Consider the following 18,310-nt stretch of genomic DNA (forward strand, 5'->3'; position numbering starts at 1 on the left):
TGAAACGCAACATGCTTGACTCTTAAATAAGCAGCGAACAAAATAGGAACATCGACGGCGAAAAGCCGATGGAATCCGAAATGGCTGGAAATGTGATGTCTGCTTATGAGGAGCACGGCAAATGAATGCGCTTGTGCAAAAAGAAGGTTATGAGGACGAGATTGATCTGGTTCTCGCTTACCACGATGGCGATGTGCGAGCTGCTATCGAAGCCTTGCTGAAAGATCGCGATTTTCTGGTGAAGGAAATCGAATATGCGAGCCTCGCAATGTCCATGGGCTTTGCCCGCGGATGGAAGCCAACCGTCTTTACAAAATGATCCATCGCCGGTGCACAGCACACACGTGTCCGATCACACCATGGGAACCATCCAACATCCCTTATTGTTAAGCAGGTGCTTGGATTTGATCGCGATCAATGCTGGGTCCGGCGGGCTCTGCGAAGCTCAGCCAAAGCAAAGGAAGGAAACGTCATGTCGAACACACCGCACACGCTTGGAGAAGAATTCCCCGGCCAAATCGACGCTATTCACGCCCTCAAGGCGAAAGATGCCCGCTTTGCGCGTATTCTGGAAGAATATGACGCAATCAATGATCGCATTCATCTGGCGGAAACAAAGATCACGCCCTTGAGTCAGGACGAAGAGACGCTTTTGCGCAAGCAGCGTCTGGCGATAAAAGATACAATCGCTGAGACGCTTGCCTCGGCATAATAGCGCGCAACCAAGGCGCCGCAATAAAACCGGCGAGTGAAAGAGACAGCACGTTCCCTCACCCGCCGGACGCCCCCGCGTCAACTGGCAAACCGCGCAAAGGTGGGTCTGCTTATCCACCGAAAGTGTTGCGCCCGCCCAACAAGACGCGCCCATTGGTGCGCTTGCCTCCGACTGCGATGATAGTCGAGTTTGTATGGGGCTTTGAGGCCGACGTCTCGACAGGTTCCTTGATCGTCACCGGCACCGATGCTGCGGCACCGGTTACGAAAGCAGCCGATGCTGCCGCTGCAATGAGAATGTGCTTCATTTTATCCTCCAATTGGCTGGCATCCCAGCATACCAACCCAATATTATGTCATCGGATAACTACTCTTAGCGTCCGACCGGAAACAATACGGCAGATGTCGTATATCGTAACGTAAGAACACCTGCCTGAAACCGTCGGATATCTCCTGTCGAAGCACAGCTGAACCAGCCAAGGGCCCGGATTATTGCCGTCTTCTAAGCGGGTTCGACACCTCGCAACGGGCCAACGTATCGATACTATAAGCTTCCATATTGTTGGCCAGCCAAGACTGCACACCGCGTGCGGCCTCGACAATCATAAGTTGTTTTATTCTGTGATTTACCCAACGATCCGCAGTTCGCATTATTCATTACTTAACAATGCCGTTTTTCCGCCGCACAGATGGTATAAGAAAGCTGAAAAACTGGAAAATAATGAAAATATTATACGCGACATGGTGCTCGGCACTTGACGAATTCCATGGGCAAGCGTCTACTATGCTATTGTTTTCATTTGTTATAAGCGCAGACGAAAGATCACAGGCGTGAATCCGATTAAATCCGCATATGTTCCCAGTATTCACGCCGATTTAGGTAATTTGCTTTATTGACCGGCTATATCAGGGAGAAATGCAATGAACCTCGGTCGTCTTTTTGTCTGTCTGGCCGTTTGTGTGACAGCGATTTCCGGCGCATTTGCCGCTTCGCTGCCCAAACCGCAGGACAAGCCCATTCTCACAATATCGGGCAATATCCAGAATAAGAACAACGGGGACACCGCGCAGTTCGACCGCGCGGGTCTGGAAGCCCTTGGCCTCAAAACCGTGGAAACCGCCAATCCATGGTATGACGGCAAGGTCCGCTTCGAAGGCGTGTCCATCGACCAGCTGATGAAACTGGTCGGCGCAGAAGGCAAAACCGTCACGGCGGTGGCGCTGAACGATTATGTAACCACCATTCCGCTTGAGGATTTCAAGAAGTTCAACGTAATTCTTGCTTTAAAGCGGGACGGAAAGTACATGGCGGTGCGGGACAAAGGACCGTTGTTTATTATCTACCCGTATGACAGCGACCCTCAACTCCAGAATCAAACATATTACACGCGCTCCGCCTGGCAGGTTGCCAAGCTGATCGTTGAATAGAGGCGCGCTTGAGACGCATACTGGGTGTCATTATCTGCTGCTTTGTGGTGGCAACGGGCTATATCGCCTATGTCATCGCAGAGCGTCAGACGGCTTTGCAAAAATTTTCCCGGTATAATGACTCCTGGTCCATCGGGCAGACTGTTTCTGAATATTTGCGGCTTGAACATCGGCTGAGCGCGCTGGCGCTTGGCCTGCCTGATGTTGATCGCGATGAAGTGCGGCTGCGGCTGGACTTCATGGTCGGACGCCTTGAAATGTTCCAGCAGGGCAATCTGCGCGCCTTCATTCAGGACGATCCGGGACGCCGCCAGCTCTATATGAAGTTGAGCAACATCATCCACGAGATGGATATGAAGCTCGACACGATGAGCACGGACGACATGAAAGCCATGCTCGTCGCGATGAGCGAGCTGGATGCACCGCTGACGTCGCTCGCATCCACATCGGTCGAACACGATGTCGATCTGATCGACGCCGCCCAGAGTGACGTCAAGCAGCTCCATTTCATCTATACGGCGCTTGCCGCAGGCCTTATTCTCTGCGGCGTCGTTCTGGTTATCCTGCTTATTCGCCATAACAATCTTCTGGATCGCGCCCATGGCCGCATGCAGCGCCTTACCGCGGATCTGCGCGAGGCCACGGCAGAACTGCAATCGCAAAACTTTCGTCTCGAACATGACGCGCATCACGATGCGCTGACCGGCCTCCCGAACCGGGTCCTGTTCCGGCAGGATCTGGAAACGCGGCTAACGGCGGCGCTGTCCGGCGGGCCGTCTGCCGTCATCCTTCTGCTCGACCTCGACGGCTTCAAGGATGTGAACGATACGCTCGGACACGATGTCGGCGATATATTGCTGCAGGGCGTTTCGCGGCGGCTGACGCGGCTGAGTCGGAAGGGTGATATTGTCTGCCGCCTTGGCGGCGACGAATTTGCCGTGCTGTCAACCGGCATGACCGAAGAAGAGTCGCTCGAATTCGCCGCGCGTTTGATGGATGAGATCAGCCGCCCCTACCGGGTGGGCGAATTGGAAATCAAGATCGGAACCTGCGTCGGCGTTGCCATTTCGGAAGGCGAGCCCGACACGGAAGAAATGTTCAAACATGCCGATCTGGCGCTTTATGAAGCCAAGGCTGTTGGCCATGGCCATATCAGCGTCTTCAAATCGGACATGCTGACGCGGCTGCGCGAGAAGAAATCCTTCGAAGCGGATTTGCAAACCGCGCTTCAGAACAACGAAATGGAAGTCTATTACCAGCCGCAGGCAACGACTGAAACGCGGGAAATCTGCGGTTACGAAGCGCTGCTGCGCTGGACCCATCCGGTGCGTGGACCAGTATCGCCGATGGAATTCATTCCGGTGGCCGAGAAGATCGGCACGATCATGCCGCTTGGTGAATGGGTGCTGAAGACGGCCTGTCAGGAAGCCGTGCGCTGGAACAAGCCGCTGCGAATTGCAGTCAATCTTTCGCCGGTGCAGTTCCGCGACAAAGACCTCGTCCAGTCAGTGATGGCGGCGCTGGAAGAAACCGGACTTGACCCTCGGAGGCTGGAGCTTGAAATCACCGAATCCGTGCTGCTCGACAAGAACGAGCAGACGCTGGAAACACTGCGCGGCCTGAAAGCGCTCGGCATCCAGATCGCCATGGATGATTTCGGCACGGGCTATTCGTCGCTCGGCAGCCTGAGCGGCTTTCCGTTCGACAAGATCAAGATCGACCGTTCCTTTGTCAGTGATGTCACGACGCGCAGCGATGCGCTTGCCATTGTCGAGCTGGTCACCGGCGTTGGCCGCAGCCTGCGCATGACCACCATCGCCGAAGGCATCGAGACGGAAGAGCAATATGAATGCCTTAAGGGGCTGGGCTGCGATCAGGTGCAGGGCTATCTGATCGGCAGGCCGATGCCTGCAACAGAGCTCGCTTATCTGCATACCAAAAAAGAAGGGGGAAGGACTGTTTCCGGTCGGAGCTAACTGATACGAATACACCCGTGGTAGCAATCAATTGGGTGTGGAAGTGTTGAATGTGCATGGGGTCGTCGTACCCATCGAGCCGGGAGAGGTTTCGCCCGTCATCTGGCAGGCGCTGAGCAGCGGCAGCTATGAAGCCAAGGAAGCGCGTACGATCAAAAAGGCCGTAAAGGCCAGCGACCGGGTCCTGGAACTCGGGTCCGGCATCGGCATTATTACTTCGCTGATCGCTCGAATCAGCAACGTGGCCGTCTGGGCCTTCGAAGCCAATCCGGCAACCGCCTCGCTGGCGCGGCGTGTGCTTGACGCCAACGGCCATGACAATGTGGTTCTGTCGCAGGGCATTTTGAGCGCCGGTGAAACCGGCACCTTCCGTTTTTATGTGCGCAAGGATCTCTGGATGTCGTCCATGGACGAAAATCAGGGGCCTTATGAAAGCACCATTTCGATCACCTCGACCAATATCGACCAGTTCATCGCCGACCACGGCATCAATGTGCTGGTGATGGATATCGAAGGCGCAGAGCGCGATCTGCTCAAGCAGGCCGAGCTGCCGGGTGTGGAACGTATTTTCCTCGAGCTGCACGACCATCTTTATGGTCTGGCCGGCATTCGTGACATTACCCATGCGCTGGCCGAAAAGGGCTTTGCCTACGACCCACGCGGCTCGCACGGTCCGTGTGTGCTGTTCGCCAAGGACGACGGCGCCCGCGAATATGAACCGGAACCCGATGCGCCGGTGATGTAAGACCATCGCTAGAGCGGTTCCTGTTTTGACGGAATCGTCGGAACCGCTCTATCTATTTGTTTTTACGCATTATCCCACGCAAAACCGCTTCGCACTTTTGCTGGAAATGCTCTATCGATAAAAACAGCCCCGGTTCGGTGACGAGTCGGGGCTGTTTTTATTTTCATCGCTGCTGATCGCGATCAGAAATCGCGCAGCTTGCGCGCCGTGTCCTGCAACAGCGTGAATGCCTCAAAACGGCGATCATGCCATTTTGCCCGGTCGGGATCAGGCTGATTGACCTCGCCAAGCTCCGACATGGCAGCCATCGCCATTGCGAGGTCCGGATAGGCGCCGCCCGCAACCGCGCCCAGCATGGCCGAGCCGAGCAGAACCGGTTCCGGCGATGTGGAAGCCGCAATAACGAGACCCGTCGTATCGGCCAGCACCTGACGCACGAGATGCGAACGGGCCGCACCGCCGCTGACGACGATGGTATCCGTCGTTATACCCTTTGCTTTCTGCGCTTCGACGATCTGGCGCGCGCCATAGCCAAGCCCGCAAAGACCGGCCAGATAAAGCGCTGTCAGGCTGTCGATACCTGCATCGAGATCAAGCCCGGCAATGATCGCCCGGGCGTCGGGGTCTGCGAAAGGTGCGCGATTGCCGAGAAACTCCGGCACGACGTGAATGTCGCCGATGATCTCAGCTGTCTTTGCAGCGCCGCCGCGTGCGTCCACTTCCAATGCAAGACGGTCCGCGAGGCCCTTGCCTTCAGCCGCCGCCTGCTTTTCCGCCTCGGCGGCAAAGGGGTGCATGTGGATGAGATGATCGATGGCGGCACCTGCCGCCGACTGACCGCCCTCATTCAACCACAGCCCCGGCACCATGGCCGAAAAATACGGGCCCCAGACGCCATCCACGAAAACCGGCTGTTCCGTGGTGGTCATTGTGCAGGCGGATGTGCCAAACACATAGGCCATGCGCGACAGCACCTTGCCAGCCTCGCCACGCGCGCCCACCGTGCCAATACCGCCTGCGTGCGCGTCGATCAGACCGGCGGCAATCGCGATGCCCGGCTTGAGGCCAAGTTCCGCTGCGGCTTCCTCGCTCAGAACACCGAGCTTCTCGCCACCCGCACGAACCTCCGTGCCGATGCGCACAAAACCCTCATCGGCTAGTTCGCCGAGGCCAACTTCGCGGAAATAGGCGTCGTCCCAGCGATTTTCATGGCTGAGATAGGTCCATTTGCAGGTGACCGTGCAGGCCGAACGCGCGAGGCTGCCACAAGATTTCCAGGTGAGAAAATCGGTAAGGTCGAAAAACTGCCACGCAGACGCAAAACTTTCCGGCTTGTTTTCCTTCAGCCAGAGGAGCTTCGGCGTTTCCATTTCCGGCGAAATGGTGCCGCCGACATAATCCAGCACCTTGGCCTTGGTGGCATTGATACGCTCAGCCTGTTCGACCGCGCGATGATCCATCCAGACGATGATGTCACGCGCCGGATCATTCGACGGGCCAACGGCGAGCGGCTTGCCCCCCTCGCCCAGCACCACCAGCGAACAGGTGGCGTCATATCCGATACCGGCAACGCTGGCTGGATCGATCCCGGCGATCTTCACCGCCTCGCGCACGCTTTCGCAGACGGCCTGCCAGATATTGGCGCTCGACTGTTCAACAATGCTGCCAGCCTCGCGCCAAATGGTAATGTCGCGCTTGGCGGAAGCAAGCATTGAACCTCTGGTGTCGAACACACCGGCGCGTGCGCTTCCGGTGCCGACATCGACGCCCAAATAATAGTGAATCATGGTCTCCGACCCGTTCTTGAAGGGATTACAGATCGAGGCTCTGCGGCACGATCACCAGATCCCGAATGGTGATGTTGCGCGGACGTGTCAGCATGAACATCACCGATTCCGCCACTTCCTTCGGCTCCATCAAGCTGCCATTGGCCAGCGCTTCCTCTAGCTTGGCCTTTGGCCAGTCGCTGATGAGCGCAGTCACGACCGGGCCGGGCAGAACACCGCCGACGCGAATGCCATGCGGCGCAACCTGACGGCGAACCGTATGCACGAAAGCCTGCACGGCATGTTTGGACGCCGTATAGATCGGCTCCCAGATCACCGGCACAACGCCCGCCACCGAGCTGGTCATGATGATGTCGCCTGTCTTGCGTTCCATCATATGCGGCAGCACGGCATGAACCGTGCGGAACGCTGCATTGATGTTGAGGTCCAACATGCGATCCCAGGCATCCGGGTTACCTTCCCAGAGCGGACCGCCGATATAAGCGCCCGCATTGGCATGAAACACGTCGAGCTGACCGGCCTGTTCGAGAATCTGCGGCACCATGGTGGCAACCGATTCCGGGCTGAGCAGGTCGATGACCAGCGGCTTTGCCTTGTCGCCAAGTTCGGCGCATTTTTCGGCCAGCGCGTTCTCGTCGCGATCAACGAGAAACACCGTCATACCTGCTTCGACCATGTGCTTTGCACATTCGAAGCCGATGCCGGAGGCAGCACCAGTGACCGCTGCAACTTGTCCTTTGAGATCCTGAGCCATTTGGAGAATCCTTTTATGTTAAGCGCGACCGTGCGACTGGCGCGAGCGGCGTGCAAGAGAATCGACAATCACGGCAATTGCCAGCACGGCACCGGTGATCATGTAGCGAAGCGACGACGACAGATCGAGCAAGGTCAGACCGCTGGCAATCGACTGGATGACGATGATGCCAAGCAAGGCGGACCAGGCGCTGCCGCGACCGCCGAACAGACTTGTGCCACCGATGACCGCTGCTGCAATGGCGTTGAGGTTGACGTCGCCCGTACCGGCCTGCTGGCTGGACGATGCCAAACGCGAAGCGGCGAGAATGCCGCCCGCCGCAGCCAATACCGAACAGGTGACGAAGGCGGAAATATAGATGAAGGTGACGTTGATACCGGCACGGCGCGCAGCTTCACGATTGCCGCCGACAGCCTGCATGGCGCGGCCCCAGCGGGTGCGGGTCAGCGCATAGTTCATGGCAACCACCAGCGCCACAAACAAGCCGAACATCCACGGCACGCCACGCGACTGGTTGAGATAGAACACGGCACCGCCGACGATCAGCGTGATGACAATGGCCTTCAGCGCGATACCAGCGACGGAAGGTGCCGAAAGCCCAGCCTCGCGACGACGCTGCGCCGAGCGGAAACCCGTGAAGAAGATCGCAAGACCGGCAATCAGCGCCAGCGCATAAGAAAGCGGACGCGGCATCACCAGAAGCTGGCCGAAGCTGACAAGCCACGAGCCATAGGGCAGGTTGATCGAGCCGGTATTGCCGAGGAGATAAAGCTGGAGACCAAGTGCCGCGAGCAGGCCCGCCAGCGTCGAAACGAAGCTTGGCATGCTGAAGCGGTTATAAAGGAAGGCGTAGAGCAGGCCGATCAGCGCTCCCGCGCAAAGGGCTGCGACAATCGCCAACGCCACCGGCCAGCCATTGTTGACCCACAGCACGCCGACGATGGCGGAGGCCAGACCGCTGACGGAGCCGACTGAAAGATCGATTTCGCCAAGCATCAAAATGCAGACGATGCCAAGCGAAATGACGCCGATGGTCGAGCAATCGAACAACAGGTTCACGAGGTTGTTGCTCGACAGGAAAACCGGGTTCAGCGTCTGGAACACAGTCCAGATGATGACAAGGCCGACAATAACCGGCAGCGAGCCAAGATCGCCCGAGCGAACGCGGTCGAAGAAGCCACGCAGCGCGCCCGAAACGCCTTCATCATGGCGCACGCGGGCATCCTGCCGGTCGAGCGGGGTATTTCCGGTTGTCTGGTTCATCGTGCTTCTCCCCGGTCATGAGCGTCATCGTGCTGTGCCTGACGTCGTTCGGCACGGCGGGAAACGGAATTGCTGGTTGCGCCAGTGATGGCGGCGACCAGTTCCTCATTCGATGAATCCGGATAGAAAACACCGTTATTGCGACCAAGACGCAGCACCACGATGCGGTCTGCGACAGCGCGCACATCTTCCATATTATGGCTGATCATCAGCACGCCCAGACCGCGATCACGCACGCGCTCGATCAGATCGAGCACTTCCGCCGTCTGCGCGACACCAAGCGCTGCGGTCGGTTCATCGAGCATGATAAGCTTTGGATCGAGCAGCAGCGAGCGCGAAATCGCAACGGTCTGCCGCTGACCGCCCGAAAGCGAGGCGACCGGTTCGCGGACGCTGGGGATACGGGCGGAAAGCTCGTTCAAAAGCTTCCATGCCTTGATTTCCATCGACACTTCATCGAGGCGAAAGGGGCTAAGCTCCCGACCAAGGAAAATATTGGCCACGACATCGAGATTTTCGCACAGCGCCAGATCCTGAAAGACCGTCGCTATGCCAAGGTCGAGCGCATCGCCCGGCGAGGACAGCACAACCTTCTCGCCATTGAATTCCATCGTACCCGAACTCGGCTGATGCACACCGGCGAGTGTCTTGATGAGCGTCGATTTTCCGGCGCCATTGTCGCCCACCAGCGCCACGACTTCCCCCGGATAGACTTCCAGATCGATATCGGTCAGCGCGGAAACAGCGCCGAAATTCTTGGAAATGCCGCTGAGACGCAGCACGGGCTGCGACGATGACGTCGCCGCTTTGTTTTCCTGGGACATTTTTCACTTTCCCCGGCACATCTCACGATATGCCTTTGCGCACGAAACACAGCACATCCCGAAAAATGTGAAACGGCTTTCGGATTGGATGTGCGTAAAAAAGACGCCCGACCGGAAAACCGACCGGGCGCATCGTTGAATTACTGCGTGATGCCAAGCTTCTTGCAGCCATCGGCATAGCGATCGACGCACAGCGTTGCTGCGGGCACGATGTTCTTGTCGATGATTTCAGCCTTGAGGTTTTCGGCCGTCACAACCGCCGGGACGAAGAGCTTCGACGGCGTGTTGTAAAGCGTGGTTTCAGCCTTCGGCGTTTCGCCGTTCAGCAACTGAGCGGCAACGCGCGCAGCTTCCGAAGCAACGATTTCCGATGGCTTGTTGATGGTGTTGTACTGATCGCCGGAAATGATGAGCTGAAGCGCCGCAATGGTCGCGTCATTGCCGGTAATCGGCGGCAGCGGATCGATACCCGCAGCCTTCATGGCAGCAATCGCACCGCCTGCGGTGCCGTCATTGGCAGCCACGATGCCGACGATCTGGTCGTTGAAGCGGGTAATCTGACCGCTCGCCCATTGCTGCGCCTTGCTTGGCGCCCATTCCGGCGTGTCATATTCAGCCAGCGTCTTGTAGCCGCTGTCCTTCAGACCGGCATGAATACCGTTCTTGATGAGACCAGCAGCCGCATCGGTCGGCGAACCGTTGATCTGGAGAACGCCGCCCTTGTCGGCCGGAACGTTCTTGGCCTTCAGCTGCTTGACGAGCGATTCGGCAATCGACTTGCCGATGGCTTCATTGTCGAACGAGACATAGAAATCCGACGTCGCATCCGGGATCGGGCGGTCATAGGCGATGACTTTGATGTCCTGCGACTGGGCGAGCTTCACCAGCGAGGCTGCGGCTGCAGTATCAACGGCATCGAGAACGATCACCTTTGCGCCCTGCGAAATGACCGAATTGAACTGCTGCTGCTGCTTGGTCGCATCGCCATCGGCGTTGAGATAAAGCACCTTGCAGCTTTCGCAGAGCTTCTTCATTTCTGCTGCAAAACCTGGGAAATCGCGCTCTTCATAGCGCGTGGATGCCTGATCCGGCATCAAAAAGCCGACCACCGCGTCCTTGACTTCCGCATGCGCCGTCGTAGCGGCCATCATCAGCACGCCAGCCAGCGCGCCTGTCATCTTCGATACCTTCATGACACTCTCCTCCTGATTGTCTGTTCTTCTGGCATTCGACCGGGAATTTGCCCGCAAGAGACGGCTTTACATGCGCTGAAGCCAAGGGCTCACCTCCAAGGTTACATGCCGAAAGCGTGAAACGCCTTTCGGACGAAGTATCCTCGCATGACCAACTAGAGCGCCGATCCGATTCAAACAGATCGGAACACACGCCAACCAGCCATTTTCAGAAACGCGCTTCGTATTGCCTCCACCTGCCAGCGCCGCCATCTCCCATTAGGCGGCGGCATCTCGTCCCGGGCCTCTTCCCGGTTGGAGATGCTGTAACTCTGCACAACAATTTGCACAATCGATTGTGCAAGGTGATAATGCGCCAGCCCCTGAAATCTGTCAACACGATTCAGCGAGGGATGGGTTGCTGGCGTCTGTAAGACTTCGACAAATCGGGAACAAAGTCCTCGGACATCGCTCCGGTTAGTGCAGAGCCGAGATCGCTCAATTATTTGATATCTTTAAGACTATCCACCGGCAGCGGGATCGCTGAACGCGGCGCGATTAATCTGGGCATAACGAGGTGTAGTTCCGGCGCCGTGACGTGCTTTTCCATCAGTTCGAAGGCTTTGGCGATCATGCCTTCCACATCCTGCTGGATTGAAATCACCGGAAACGACAGGAAAGAGGCAAAGGGGTCATAGTCGTAACAGCCGACCACAAGATCATCGAGCTGCTCGTGCGGGTGCTCGACCATATAGCGCAGCAGGCCCTCAAGATTGATCGACGAATTGACGAACAGACCGCGCGGCAACCGACCGTGACGCTCGCGATATTCATCCAGCGCCCGCACAGTATTTGACGGCGAATAGCCGGTGCGGAAAACACAATCTTCCGGATCAGACCCGAGAACGGTCTGCTTGGCGTCATGAAAGCCGCGAATACGCTGGCGCGTGGATTCGTCATTGCGACCGCCAAACAGACAAAGCTCCATCGGCTGCAACGGTTCACGATCGGCAAAATGCGCGATGATCGCTTCCGTCAGCATGCGGCCACCGGCGAAATTATCGGTAGTCACCGATGGAGCCTTCGCTCCCGGCAGATCGATATTCACATGCGGGAGTGCTGCCTGTTCGCAGAGTTCATGCAGGCTGTCCGGGTCTGTCGCGCCGCAGATGAACAACTCGTCGATGGAATAGGAAATCAGCGTTTCCGCCGTTTCGCGTTCCTCAGCCGGATCGCGCCCCGCGCTGACCACGACCGGGCAAAGACCACGTGCGCGCACATGCGCTTCGAATGTCTGCGCCATGGACGAGAAAAAGCGGTTGTCATGCAAAGGCAAAAGCAACCCGACAAGGCCGGAGCGGGAATGGCGCAACCCCTGCGCCTGACGGTTGGCAGTATATTGGTGCTGTTCGGCAAGACCCAGAATGGATTCCGCGGTCGCCTGACTGATCCTGCGCTTGCGCCACGTGCCGTTCAGCACTGCGCTGACCGTGGAAGGCGAGCTGCCCGACAGAACGGAAAGGTCGTATATCGTCGCCTTCTTCTTGTCGCGGCGCATTCTGGCTCCTTCTTTTGACTGTATAGAAATAGCGCTCAGAAGCAGAAACTGGAACACGTTTCTCCGATTGCTGGCGCAACACCCACAGAGTTGACGCTTTGCTGTTTATCCCAGCCCACCGGAGACAACAGCAATCAAGTTTCGCAATAAAGCGGTCAAGCGCACCGATAAACTTCACGCAGGGCGCAGTTTTTAGCATCGCATTCCTTAAGCGGGCGATCTGCTCAGGTACAATATTCCCCGAACACGCTCCGCTGCTGCGAGCGCCCGATGGCATTAATCGGGCAATGCGCGGGCATACGGAACACAGGAAGAAAGGTCTCTCATGTCCGCCAATGGAAAGCCGCTCGATTTTCTCTGGTTCATCCCGTCTTCGGGTGACGGCACCTATCTGGGAACCGAAGCGCTGAGCCGCCCTTCCGATCCCGCCTATTTCCGGGAAATCGCGCAGGCGGCAGACCGCCTCGGCTATTCCGGCGTTCTGATCCCGACAGGGGTTGCCTGCGAAGAATCCTTCGTTCTGGCCGCCAATCTTGCCGCTTACACGGAAAAGCTGAAATTCCTTGTCGCAATCCGACCCGGCGTGGCTTCGCCCGCCTATTATGCCCGCCTTGCCTCGACGCTCGACCGCGTGTCTCAGGGCAGGCTGCTTCTCAATATCGTCGTTGGCGGCAGTCAGCAGGAACTGGCTGGCGATGGCATTTTCCTGCCGCATGACGAACGCTACGACCATGCCGACGAATTCTTCCAGGTGTTCAACGATCTGATCGAAACGGGCCATGGCAATCTCGACGGCAAATACATCAAAGCCCATGACGCTGCCCTTGGCCTGCCGCCCGTGCAGGCCCGCCCGCCGATCTATTTCGGCGGTTCGTCGCAGGCAGGCATCGATTTTTCTGTCGGTCTCGTCGATAAATACCTGACCTGGGGCGAACCCCCGGCACAAGTCGGCGAAAAGATCGCCGCCGTTCGCAAGGCCGCAAGAGCCAAGGGCCGCGACGACCAGATTTCGTTCGGCATCCGCCTGCACTTCATCGTGCGCGAAACCGACGAGGAAGCGTGGGAAGCCGCCGACCGCCTCATTGCGCATCTCGACGACGAAACCATCGCCGCCGCCCAGCAGGTTTTCCTGAAGAATTCCGATTCTGTCGGTCAGGCTCGTATGGTCGCCTTGCACAATGGTCGCCGCGACAAGCTGGAAGTCTCGCCCAATCTCTGGGCGGGCATCGGCCTTGTGCGCTCCGGCGCCGGGACCGCGCTGGTCGGTTCGCCCAAGACCGTTGCCGCCCGCCTGCGCGAATATCAGGAACTGGGCATCGATACGGTGATCGCCTCCGGCTATCCGCACCTGGAAGAAGCCTATCGCGTTTCCGAGCTGCTGTTCCCCGAATTGGGGCTGGAAGGACCGCGCAACCAGATCCGCTCGTCCTTCGGCAAAAAACAGGTCTTTGGCGGCGGCGGACATGGGGGTAATGTAAAGGTCGCTTCCGGCTCGTGAGATTTGAAATGCCGATGAACGCCCACAGCAGCACCGTCGCCATTATCGGCGGCGGTTTTACAGGCGCGGCTGTTGCGCTGCATCTGATGCGCCAGCTGTCCCAACAAGGGCATGACGCCAACTGGCGGATCGTGGTGATTGAACCGCGCGAAAAGCTTGGGCGCGGTCTGGCCTATGATACGCTCGAACCCGTGCACCGCATCAACGTGCCTGCCGACCGGATGTCCATCCTGCCCGACGAACCACAAGATTTCAGCAACTGGCTTGCGGAAACCGGAATATTGGAAGGCGACCCGGATGCGTTCAGCATAGACGGTGCGCCCTTCCCCGCCCGCACGGTTTTCGGGCTTTATGCCTCATCGAGACTGGCGCCGCTGATTGAAGCCGGACGTGTGGAACACCGCCGCACCCGCGCCGTGAAGGCAACTAAAAACAGTGGCCTCTGGACCATCGACACCGAAGATGGTGAGCCGGTCATTGCCGATATCGCCGTCCTGGCGGTCAGCCATCCCGCCCCTTCGCTGCCCGGCGTACTCGCGCCGATCAGGGACCATGCCGGTCTGATTGCCGACGCAACCAGCCCCGGCGCGTTGGATAATGTCCAGCCGGACGACCGCGTGCTGGTGGTCGGCAACGGACTGACCGCCGCCGACGTCATCGCCACGCTGAAAGCGCATGGCCACAGGGGGCAGATTGTTTCGATTTCGCGCCGTGGTCTCCGCTCGCGCGGGCATCCCCATGTCACCCACGAGCCTTATGGCGATTTTCTCAACCCGCCCTCGCTCAGCGCTTCACAATTGCTGCAACGGGTCCGTGAAACCGTCAAAGCCGCAGTCGCAGAGGGGTTGAGCTGGCATCCGGTTCTTGATGCGGTCCGCCTTCAGGGGCAGAATATCTGGCGGGCTTTGCCTGTTTCGGAGCGCAGACGCATCGCGCGACATGTGCGTCCATTCTGGGACGTGCATCGTTTCCGCATCGCGCCTCAGGTGGAAAATGCGCTGGACTGCGCCATCGCCGAGGGCACCCTTTCGGTGCGCGCTGCCTCCGTCCGTAGCGCGGAATCCTCCGGCGACACTTTGCGCATCAGCCTCAAGGATCGCCGGACAGGCCAACTCGATATCCTCGACGTGGACAAGGTGGTTGTCACCACCGGTCCCGGCCATGGCGGCATTCTCGGATCGCAACCCTTGCTGGCGGCGCTTGCCGAAGCAGGCCATCTGGCGCTTTGCCCGACGGGGCTTGGCCTTCTCTGCGACCGGCAAAGTTATGCAATCTCCACGTCGGGCGTCGCTGACGAGACATTGCTGATTGCCGGACCGCTGGCGCGGGGGACATTCGGCGAACTGATGGGATTGCCGCAGGTCAGCGAACACGCCGTTCTCGTGGCTGGCATCATTACCGTGCTGATCGCGGAACAAGACCGTGCCCACCAAAAGGCTGCGGTATGATCCTTCACGGTTTGGCGGGCTGTATGCGCGTCAGGTGATCCTCAATATGCTGGTGCAGATTGGAAGCCGACATCGGATCGTGCCCCGGCAATCGCTTCAATTCGCGTAAATCGTGCGGTGAAACATCGTAACGTTCCTTGAACAGCCGGGTAAACTGCGCGCGATCTGAAAAGCCGCATTTATAGGCGATCTCTTTCAGCGTTTCCGCCTTACCTTTGCTGTGGATCAGATAGCGATAGGCCAAATCCAGACGCTTTTGCCGGATCAATTTGGTGATGCCGTCATCCTGCTCGAACTGCCGGTACAGATGCGAGTGGGAGAGTTTGAAATGCGCCATGATCGTCTTGGGGCTCAAACGCCGGTCGCGAATATTCAGATCGATATAGTCGATCACCCTTTGCCGCATCGTCTGGTCAATGGCGCTCGATTGTGCCGGCGAGAGCGCAACACCATTCACCGCCGCCACCAGCAACAGCACAAGCGCCTCCTTGATCGCCGGTATTTCAGTCTCCTGAATGAAATCCAGCGCGCCATCCAGGCTCAAGATGAAATCGAACAACACCTGATTGATATTCACATTCCGCGGCAGGATAAGCCCGTGCAGATCCTTCGCAGGAAACCACTTATTGATCTCGAACCGGGGGATCGCCAGGGTCACTCGCGCACCCGCTTCCTTGTAGCTGTCCAGAACTTTCGTCAGGTCCACGAAAAACATATCGCCCGGCTGCACCTGAACATAGGTGCCATCGAAGTCACCGGTATATTCTCCCGACAGCACAAGCTGCAGCAGGCAGATATCCAGATTCGAGCGCGCAATGATCTCCGGCGTTCGCCGACAAATCTGCTCGTTGAATGTCGTGTCGCCCAGCACCATGCTGTCAAAAATCCGTGAGCGAATGGTGCCAATCAGTTCAGCATGACCATCCTCGTCCACCGGAGAGACTTCGTATATAAGCTTCGATACTTCCTGCCAGAAGGCAGTGCGATATCTTTCATCCACCATGTCGGTTGAGAGAAAAAATTCCGACACTATTTACCAGCCTTTCGTCTAGCCACGCAGAATATTGTGGGCAAAAATTATTTTCTGAGACTATCTGGAGATCGAAAAGTGTTCCTCCGAAGCCTCGACAATCCAGCAGGTTTTAAGGTTTTTACGCAAAAGGAACTACCACGCTTTAAACAGTGACCCACTCATACGCAGACCATCTTTTTTATATTTCTTTTTAAATATAGACCTACATTTTTATATTTCCAAATAAAATCTAATATCTATCGATATTTATTAGATTGAGATAATATTGCACAGAATATGGGATGAAAACGTATTGCTCGACTTTGATTTTTACATATAGCTCATTCCGAGGAGAATAAAACACCCTGTTTCATTATGAAACAGGTCCGCCCCCCCTAGGTATGCATAAGATCAAGTTCTTCTAAGGCCAGTTATCGCAACAACGGGAAAGCTCGTTCTTTCCGAGACGGCAGATATTTGCCTCTTGAGAACTGGTCACTCAATCCTTTCAAACACAGGATCTCGCGAATGGACCACGAACTGACAAGCCGGCTTAGCTTCTCACGACGTTCGTTTCTTAAGGTGGCGGCAGCCTCGGCGGCAACTGCCCTTGCGCCAGAAATTGCCTTCGCTGAAGACAAGACTTTTCCAGCCGGTTTCAAGTGGGGCGTCGCTTCCGCCGCCGCGCAGGCAGAGAGCCGCGCCGGGCGCGGGCGCAGCAACTGGGACGTTTTTGCCGATATTTCAGGTCGAATTCGCGACGGCTCAACCAACGTGAAGAACACGCAATTCGAGACTCGTTACGGCGAAGAGTTTGCCCTGTTGTCTCAAGCGGGTTTGAATACCTTTCGCTTTTCTTTCTACTGGTCACGCATCCAGCCCGAAGGACCGGGTGCGCCAAGTGCCGCTGCGTTGGACTTATATGACCGTATGATCGACGAGATGCTTCGGCTCGGTCTTGATCCCATGGCCACCATCCTGCATTTCGAAAACCCCATTTGGGCCGGTGATTTCCGCAATCGTGAAATCATCCAATATGCAACCGACTATACCGAAATTATAACGCGCAGGTTTGGCGATCGTATCAAGCTTTGGATTGCCATGAACGAGCCTGGCACCGTTTCCACCTTCGGCTATGGTTCGGGACGCTTCGCGCCAGGTTACATATCCTTGAGGGCAATGGGGGATGCGATCCATCATCAAAATGTCGCGCAGGGCCTTATCATCGCGGCCGCCCGGGCGAATCTGCCAAAAGACGCAAAGGTCGGCACCACGCTCAATCTCCAGACTGTCCGATCCAAATCCAACTACCCGGAAGATGAAAAAATCGTCCGAACCATGGATGCTTACTGGAACACGGCCTATCTCGATCCGCTGTTCGGGCAGGAATATCCAGCAGAGGTGCACGCATTGGTCGCTCCAGTCGTCCAGCCCGGCGACATGGAAATCATCGCCGCGAAACCAGATTTTCTCGGCGTGAATTATTACTCACGCTTTTATGTCAAGGCCGAGCCGCACACGCCACTCGGCTTCGTGCAGGACACGCCTCCAGCTAATCTCAAGCTCACCAAATATCTGCCCTACGAGCCGGATGGATTTTCGGAAACGCTGCTGCGTGTCCACAATGGTTACGGCGCCCCCGACATCTACGTCACCGAATTTGGCTTCCCCGTCGACGAGCCCAATACGGTCGTCAATGGCGTTGTCGAGGACACCACGCGGATTGAATTCATCAAGGGCTATGTTGAGGAAGCCTATAAAGCGATGCAGAAGGGCGTCAACCTGAAGGGGCTGGTCTACTGGTCTTCCACGGACAATTGGGAATGGAACGAAGGATTTGCAAAGAACTTCGGCCTGATAAAAGTTGACCCCACAACAGAGAAGAGATGGCCGAAGCGTAGCCTCGAATATTTCGGAAAATGCTGCAAAACCAATAGCATTGTTTAAGCGCCCTCCCTTTGAGAGCGGTCCCGACACTCGCCCACAACAATGTTGTTGAACAGCGAATGCCGGGATCAAACTACCGGCTTTCTTCGAAAGAATAGTGTTGCGTTTTCATCCAGCATAACGCTGTCGGCCAGCCTAAAATCAGACAACGAATTCAATCTGCGGGCACAAGCGTTAGCGTTCC

At 57.0% G+C, this 18,310-nt stretch carries 16 protein-coding genes; 8 read left to right on the plus strand and 8 right to left on the minus strand.

Annotated elements, in window-relative coordinates:
* The first annotated feature begins 121 nt into the window (after nucleotides 1-121).
* Nucleotides 122-319 (plus strand): CUE domain-containing protein, encoded by a 198-nt coding sequence (locus tag WIX40_RS04590; RefSeq protein WP_109367830.1) that lies wholly within the window; start codon nucleotides 122-124, stop codon nucleotides 317-319.
* A gap of 153 nt (nucleotides 320-472) precedes the next feature.
* Nucleotides 473-712, plus strand: coding sequence for an HP1242/YdcH family protein (locus WIX40_RS04595; RefSeq protein WP_339438793.1), 240 nt, complete (start codon nucleotides 473-475; stop codon nucleotides 710-712).
* Nucleotides 713-824: 112 nt separating this feature from the next.
* On the opposite strand, the gene WIX40_RS04600 is transcribed toward WIX40_RS04595, so the two are convergent.
* Entirely contained in the window at nucleotides 825-1,022 is a 198-nt protein-coding gene (locus WIX40_RS04600; RefSeq protein WP_171318605.1) for a hypothetical protein, read from the minus strand.
* 613 nt (nucleotides 1,023-1,635) lie between these two features.
* Between WIX40_RS04600 and WIX40_RS04605 the strand changes: the two genes are divergently transcribed.
* Genes WIX40_RS04605 through WIX40_RS04615 form a run of 3 tightly spaced genes read left to right on the plus strand, consistent with a single transcriptional unit; the run spans nucleotide 1,636 to nucleotide 4,863 of the window.
* A complete protein-coding gene (locus WIX40_RS04605) occupies nucleotides 1,636-2,142 on the plus strand; it encodes a putative pterin-binding protein (RefSeq protein ID WP_109367833.1) in 507 nt (168 codons plus the stop codon).
* Between the two features lie 8 nt (nucleotides 2,143-2,150).
* Nucleotides 2,151-4,118: a putative bifunctional diguanylate cyclase/phosphodiesterase gene (locus tag WIX40_RS04610; RefSeq protein WP_339438795.1), complete on the plus strand. Its 1,968-nt coding sequence runs from the start codon at nucleotides 2,151-2,153 to the stop codon at nucleotides 4,116-4,118.
* Between the two features lie 37 nt (nucleotides 4,119-4,155).
* On the plus strand, nucleotides 4,156-4,863 hold the full coding sequence (locus WIX40_RS04615) for an FkbM family methyltransferase (RefSeq protein WP_339440937.1): 708 nt from the start codon (nucleotides 4,156-4,158) through the stop codon (nucleotides 4,861-4,863).
* A gap of 182 nt (nucleotides 4,864-5,045) precedes the next feature.
* Here the strand turns inward: WIX40_RS04615 and WIX40_RS04620 are convergent, their stop codons facing one another.
* From WIX40_RS04620 to WIX40_RS04645, 6 genes are all read right to left on the minus strand, one after another.
* Entirely contained in the window at nucleotides 5,046-6,650 is a 1,605-nt protein-coding gene (locus WIX40_RS04620) for an FGGY-family carbohydrate kinase (protein WP_339438797.1), read from the minus strand.
* 25 nt (nucleotides 6,651-6,675) lie between these two features.
* Entirely contained in the window at nucleotides 6,676-7,404 is a 729-nt protein-coding gene (locus WIX40_RS04625) for an SDR family oxidoreductase (RefSeq protein WP_339438799.1), read from the minus strand.
* Nucleotides 7,405-7,422: 18 nt separating this feature from the next.
* A complete protein-coding gene (locus tag WIX40_RS04630) occupies nucleotides 7,423-8,667 on the minus strand; it encodes a sugar ABC transporter permease (protein ID WP_121538900.1) in 1,245 nt (414 codons plus the stop codon).
* Nucleotides 8,664-9,491 (minus strand): ATP-binding cassette domain-containing protein, encoded by an 828-nt coding sequence (locus WIX40_RS04635; protein ID WP_339438801.1) that lies wholly within the window; start codon nucleotides 9,489-9,491, stop codon nucleotides 8,664-8,666. The genes WIX40_RS04630 and WIX40_RS04635 overlap by 4 nt, the downstream gene beginning before the upstream one ends.
* Nucleotides 9,492-9,631: 140 nt before the next feature.
* Nucleotides 9,632-10,684 (minus strand): ABC transporter substrate-binding protein, encoded by a 1,053-nt coding sequence (locus WIX40_RS04640; RefSeq protein ID WP_109367838.1) that lies wholly within the window; start codon nucleotides 10,682-10,684, stop codon nucleotides 9,632-9,634.
* Nucleotides 10,685-11,165: 481 nt separating this feature from the next.
* On the minus strand, nucleotides 11,166-12,221 hold the full coding sequence (locus WIX40_RS04645) for a LacI family DNA-binding transcriptional regulator (protein WP_140023530.1): 1,056 nt from the start codon (nucleotides 12,219-12,221) through the stop codon (nucleotides 11,166-11,168).
* A gap of 325 nt (nucleotides 12,222-12,546) precedes the next feature.
* Here WIX40_RS04645 and ssuD point away from each other — a divergent pair, with 325 nt between their 5' ends.
* Entirely contained in the window at nucleotides 12,547-13,719 is a 1,173-nt protein-coding gene (gene ssuD, locus WIX40_RS04650; protein WP_109367840.1) for an FMNH2-dependent alkanesulfonate monooxygenase, read from the plus strand.
* A gap of 8 nt (nucleotides 13,720-13,727) precedes the next feature.
* Complete coding sequence (locus WIX40_RS04655) at nucleotides 13,728-15,167, plus strand: FAD/NAD(P)-binding protein (protein WP_339438803.1); 1,440 nt, start codon at nucleotides 13,728-13,730, stop codon at nucleotides 15,165-15,167.
* A 4-nt stretch (nucleotides 15,168-15,171) separates the two neighbouring features.
* On the opposite strand, the gene WIX40_RS04660 is transcribed toward WIX40_RS04655, so the two are convergent.
* Entirely contained in the window at nucleotides 15,172-16,197 is a 1,026-nt protein-coding gene (locus WIX40_RS04660) for a helix-turn-helix domain-containing protein (RefSeq protein ID WP_339438804.1), read from the minus strand.
* A gap of 510 nt (nucleotides 16,198-16,707) precedes the next feature.
* Between WIX40_RS04660 and WIX40_RS04665 the strand changes: the two genes are divergently transcribed.
* Nucleotides 16,708-18,126, plus strand: coding sequence for a glycoside hydrolase family 1 protein (locus WIX40_RS04665; protein ID WP_339438805.1), 1,419 nt, complete (start codon nucleotides 16,708-16,710; stop codon nucleotides 18,124-18,126).
* Nucleotides 18,127-18,310 lie beyond the last annotated feature (184 nt).

The sequence above is a fragment of the Ochrobactrum teleogrylli genome (assembly GCF_037482325.1).
Taxonomy (GTDB): domain Bacteria; phylum Pseudomonadota; class Alphaproteobacteria; order Rhizobiales; family Rhizobiaceae; genus Brucella; species Brucella teleogrylli.

Bases quoted from the DNA above. Each gene is read 5' to 3' on its own strand.
- WIX40_RS04595 (WP_339438793.1), top strand. From the start codon at position 473: ATGTCGAACACACCGCACACGCTTGGAGAAGAATTCCCCGGCCAAATC.
- WIX40_RS04645 (WP_140023530.1), bottom strand. From the start codon at position 12,221: ATGCGCCGCGACAAGAAGAAGGCGACGATATACGACCTTTCCGTTCTG.
- WIX40_RS04640 (WP_109367838.1), bottom strand. From the start codon at position 10,684: ATGAAGGTATCGAAGATGACAGGCGCGCTGGCTGGCGTGCTGATGATG.
- ssuD (WP_109367840.1), top strand. From the start codon at position 12,547: ATGTCCGCCAATGGAAAGCCGCTCGATTTTCTCTGGTTCATCCCGTCT.
- WIX40_RS04665 (WP_339438805.1), top strand. From the start codon at position 16,708: ATGGACCACGAACTGACAAGCCGGCTTAGCTTCTCACGACGTTCGTTT.
- WIX40_RS04620 (WP_339438797.1), bottom strand. From the start codon at position 6,650: ATGATTCACTATTATTTGGGCGTCGATGTCGGCACCGGAAGCGCACGC.
- WIX40_RS04605 (WP_109367833.1), top strand. From the start codon at position 1,636: ATGAACCTCGGTCGTCTTTTTGTCTGTCTGGCCGTTTGTGTGACAGCG.
- WIX40_RS04635 (WP_339438801.1), bottom strand. From the start codon at position 9,491: ATGTCCCAGGAAAACAAAGCGGCGACGTCATCGTCGCAGCCCGTGCTG.
- WIX40_RS04625 (WP_339438799.1), bottom strand. From the start codon at position 7,404: ATGGCTCAGGATCTCAAAGGACAAGTTGCAGCGGTCACTGGTGCTGCC.
- WIX40_RS04630 (WP_121538900.1), bottom strand. From the start codon at position 8,667: ATGAACCAGACAACCGGAAATACCCCGCTCGACCGGCAGGATGCCCGC.
- WIX40_RS04655 (WP_339438803.1), top strand. From the start codon at position 13,728: ATGCCGATGAACGCCCACAGCAGCACCGTCGCCATTATCGGCGGCGGT.
- WIX40_RS04590 (WP_109367830.1), top strand. From the start codon at position 122: ATGAATGCGCTTGTGCAAAAAGAAGGTTATGAGGACGAGATTGATCTG.
- WIX40_RS04600 (WP_171318605.1), bottom strand. From the start codon at position 1,022: ATGAAGCACATTCTCATTGCAGCGGCAGCATCGGCTGCTTTCGTAACC.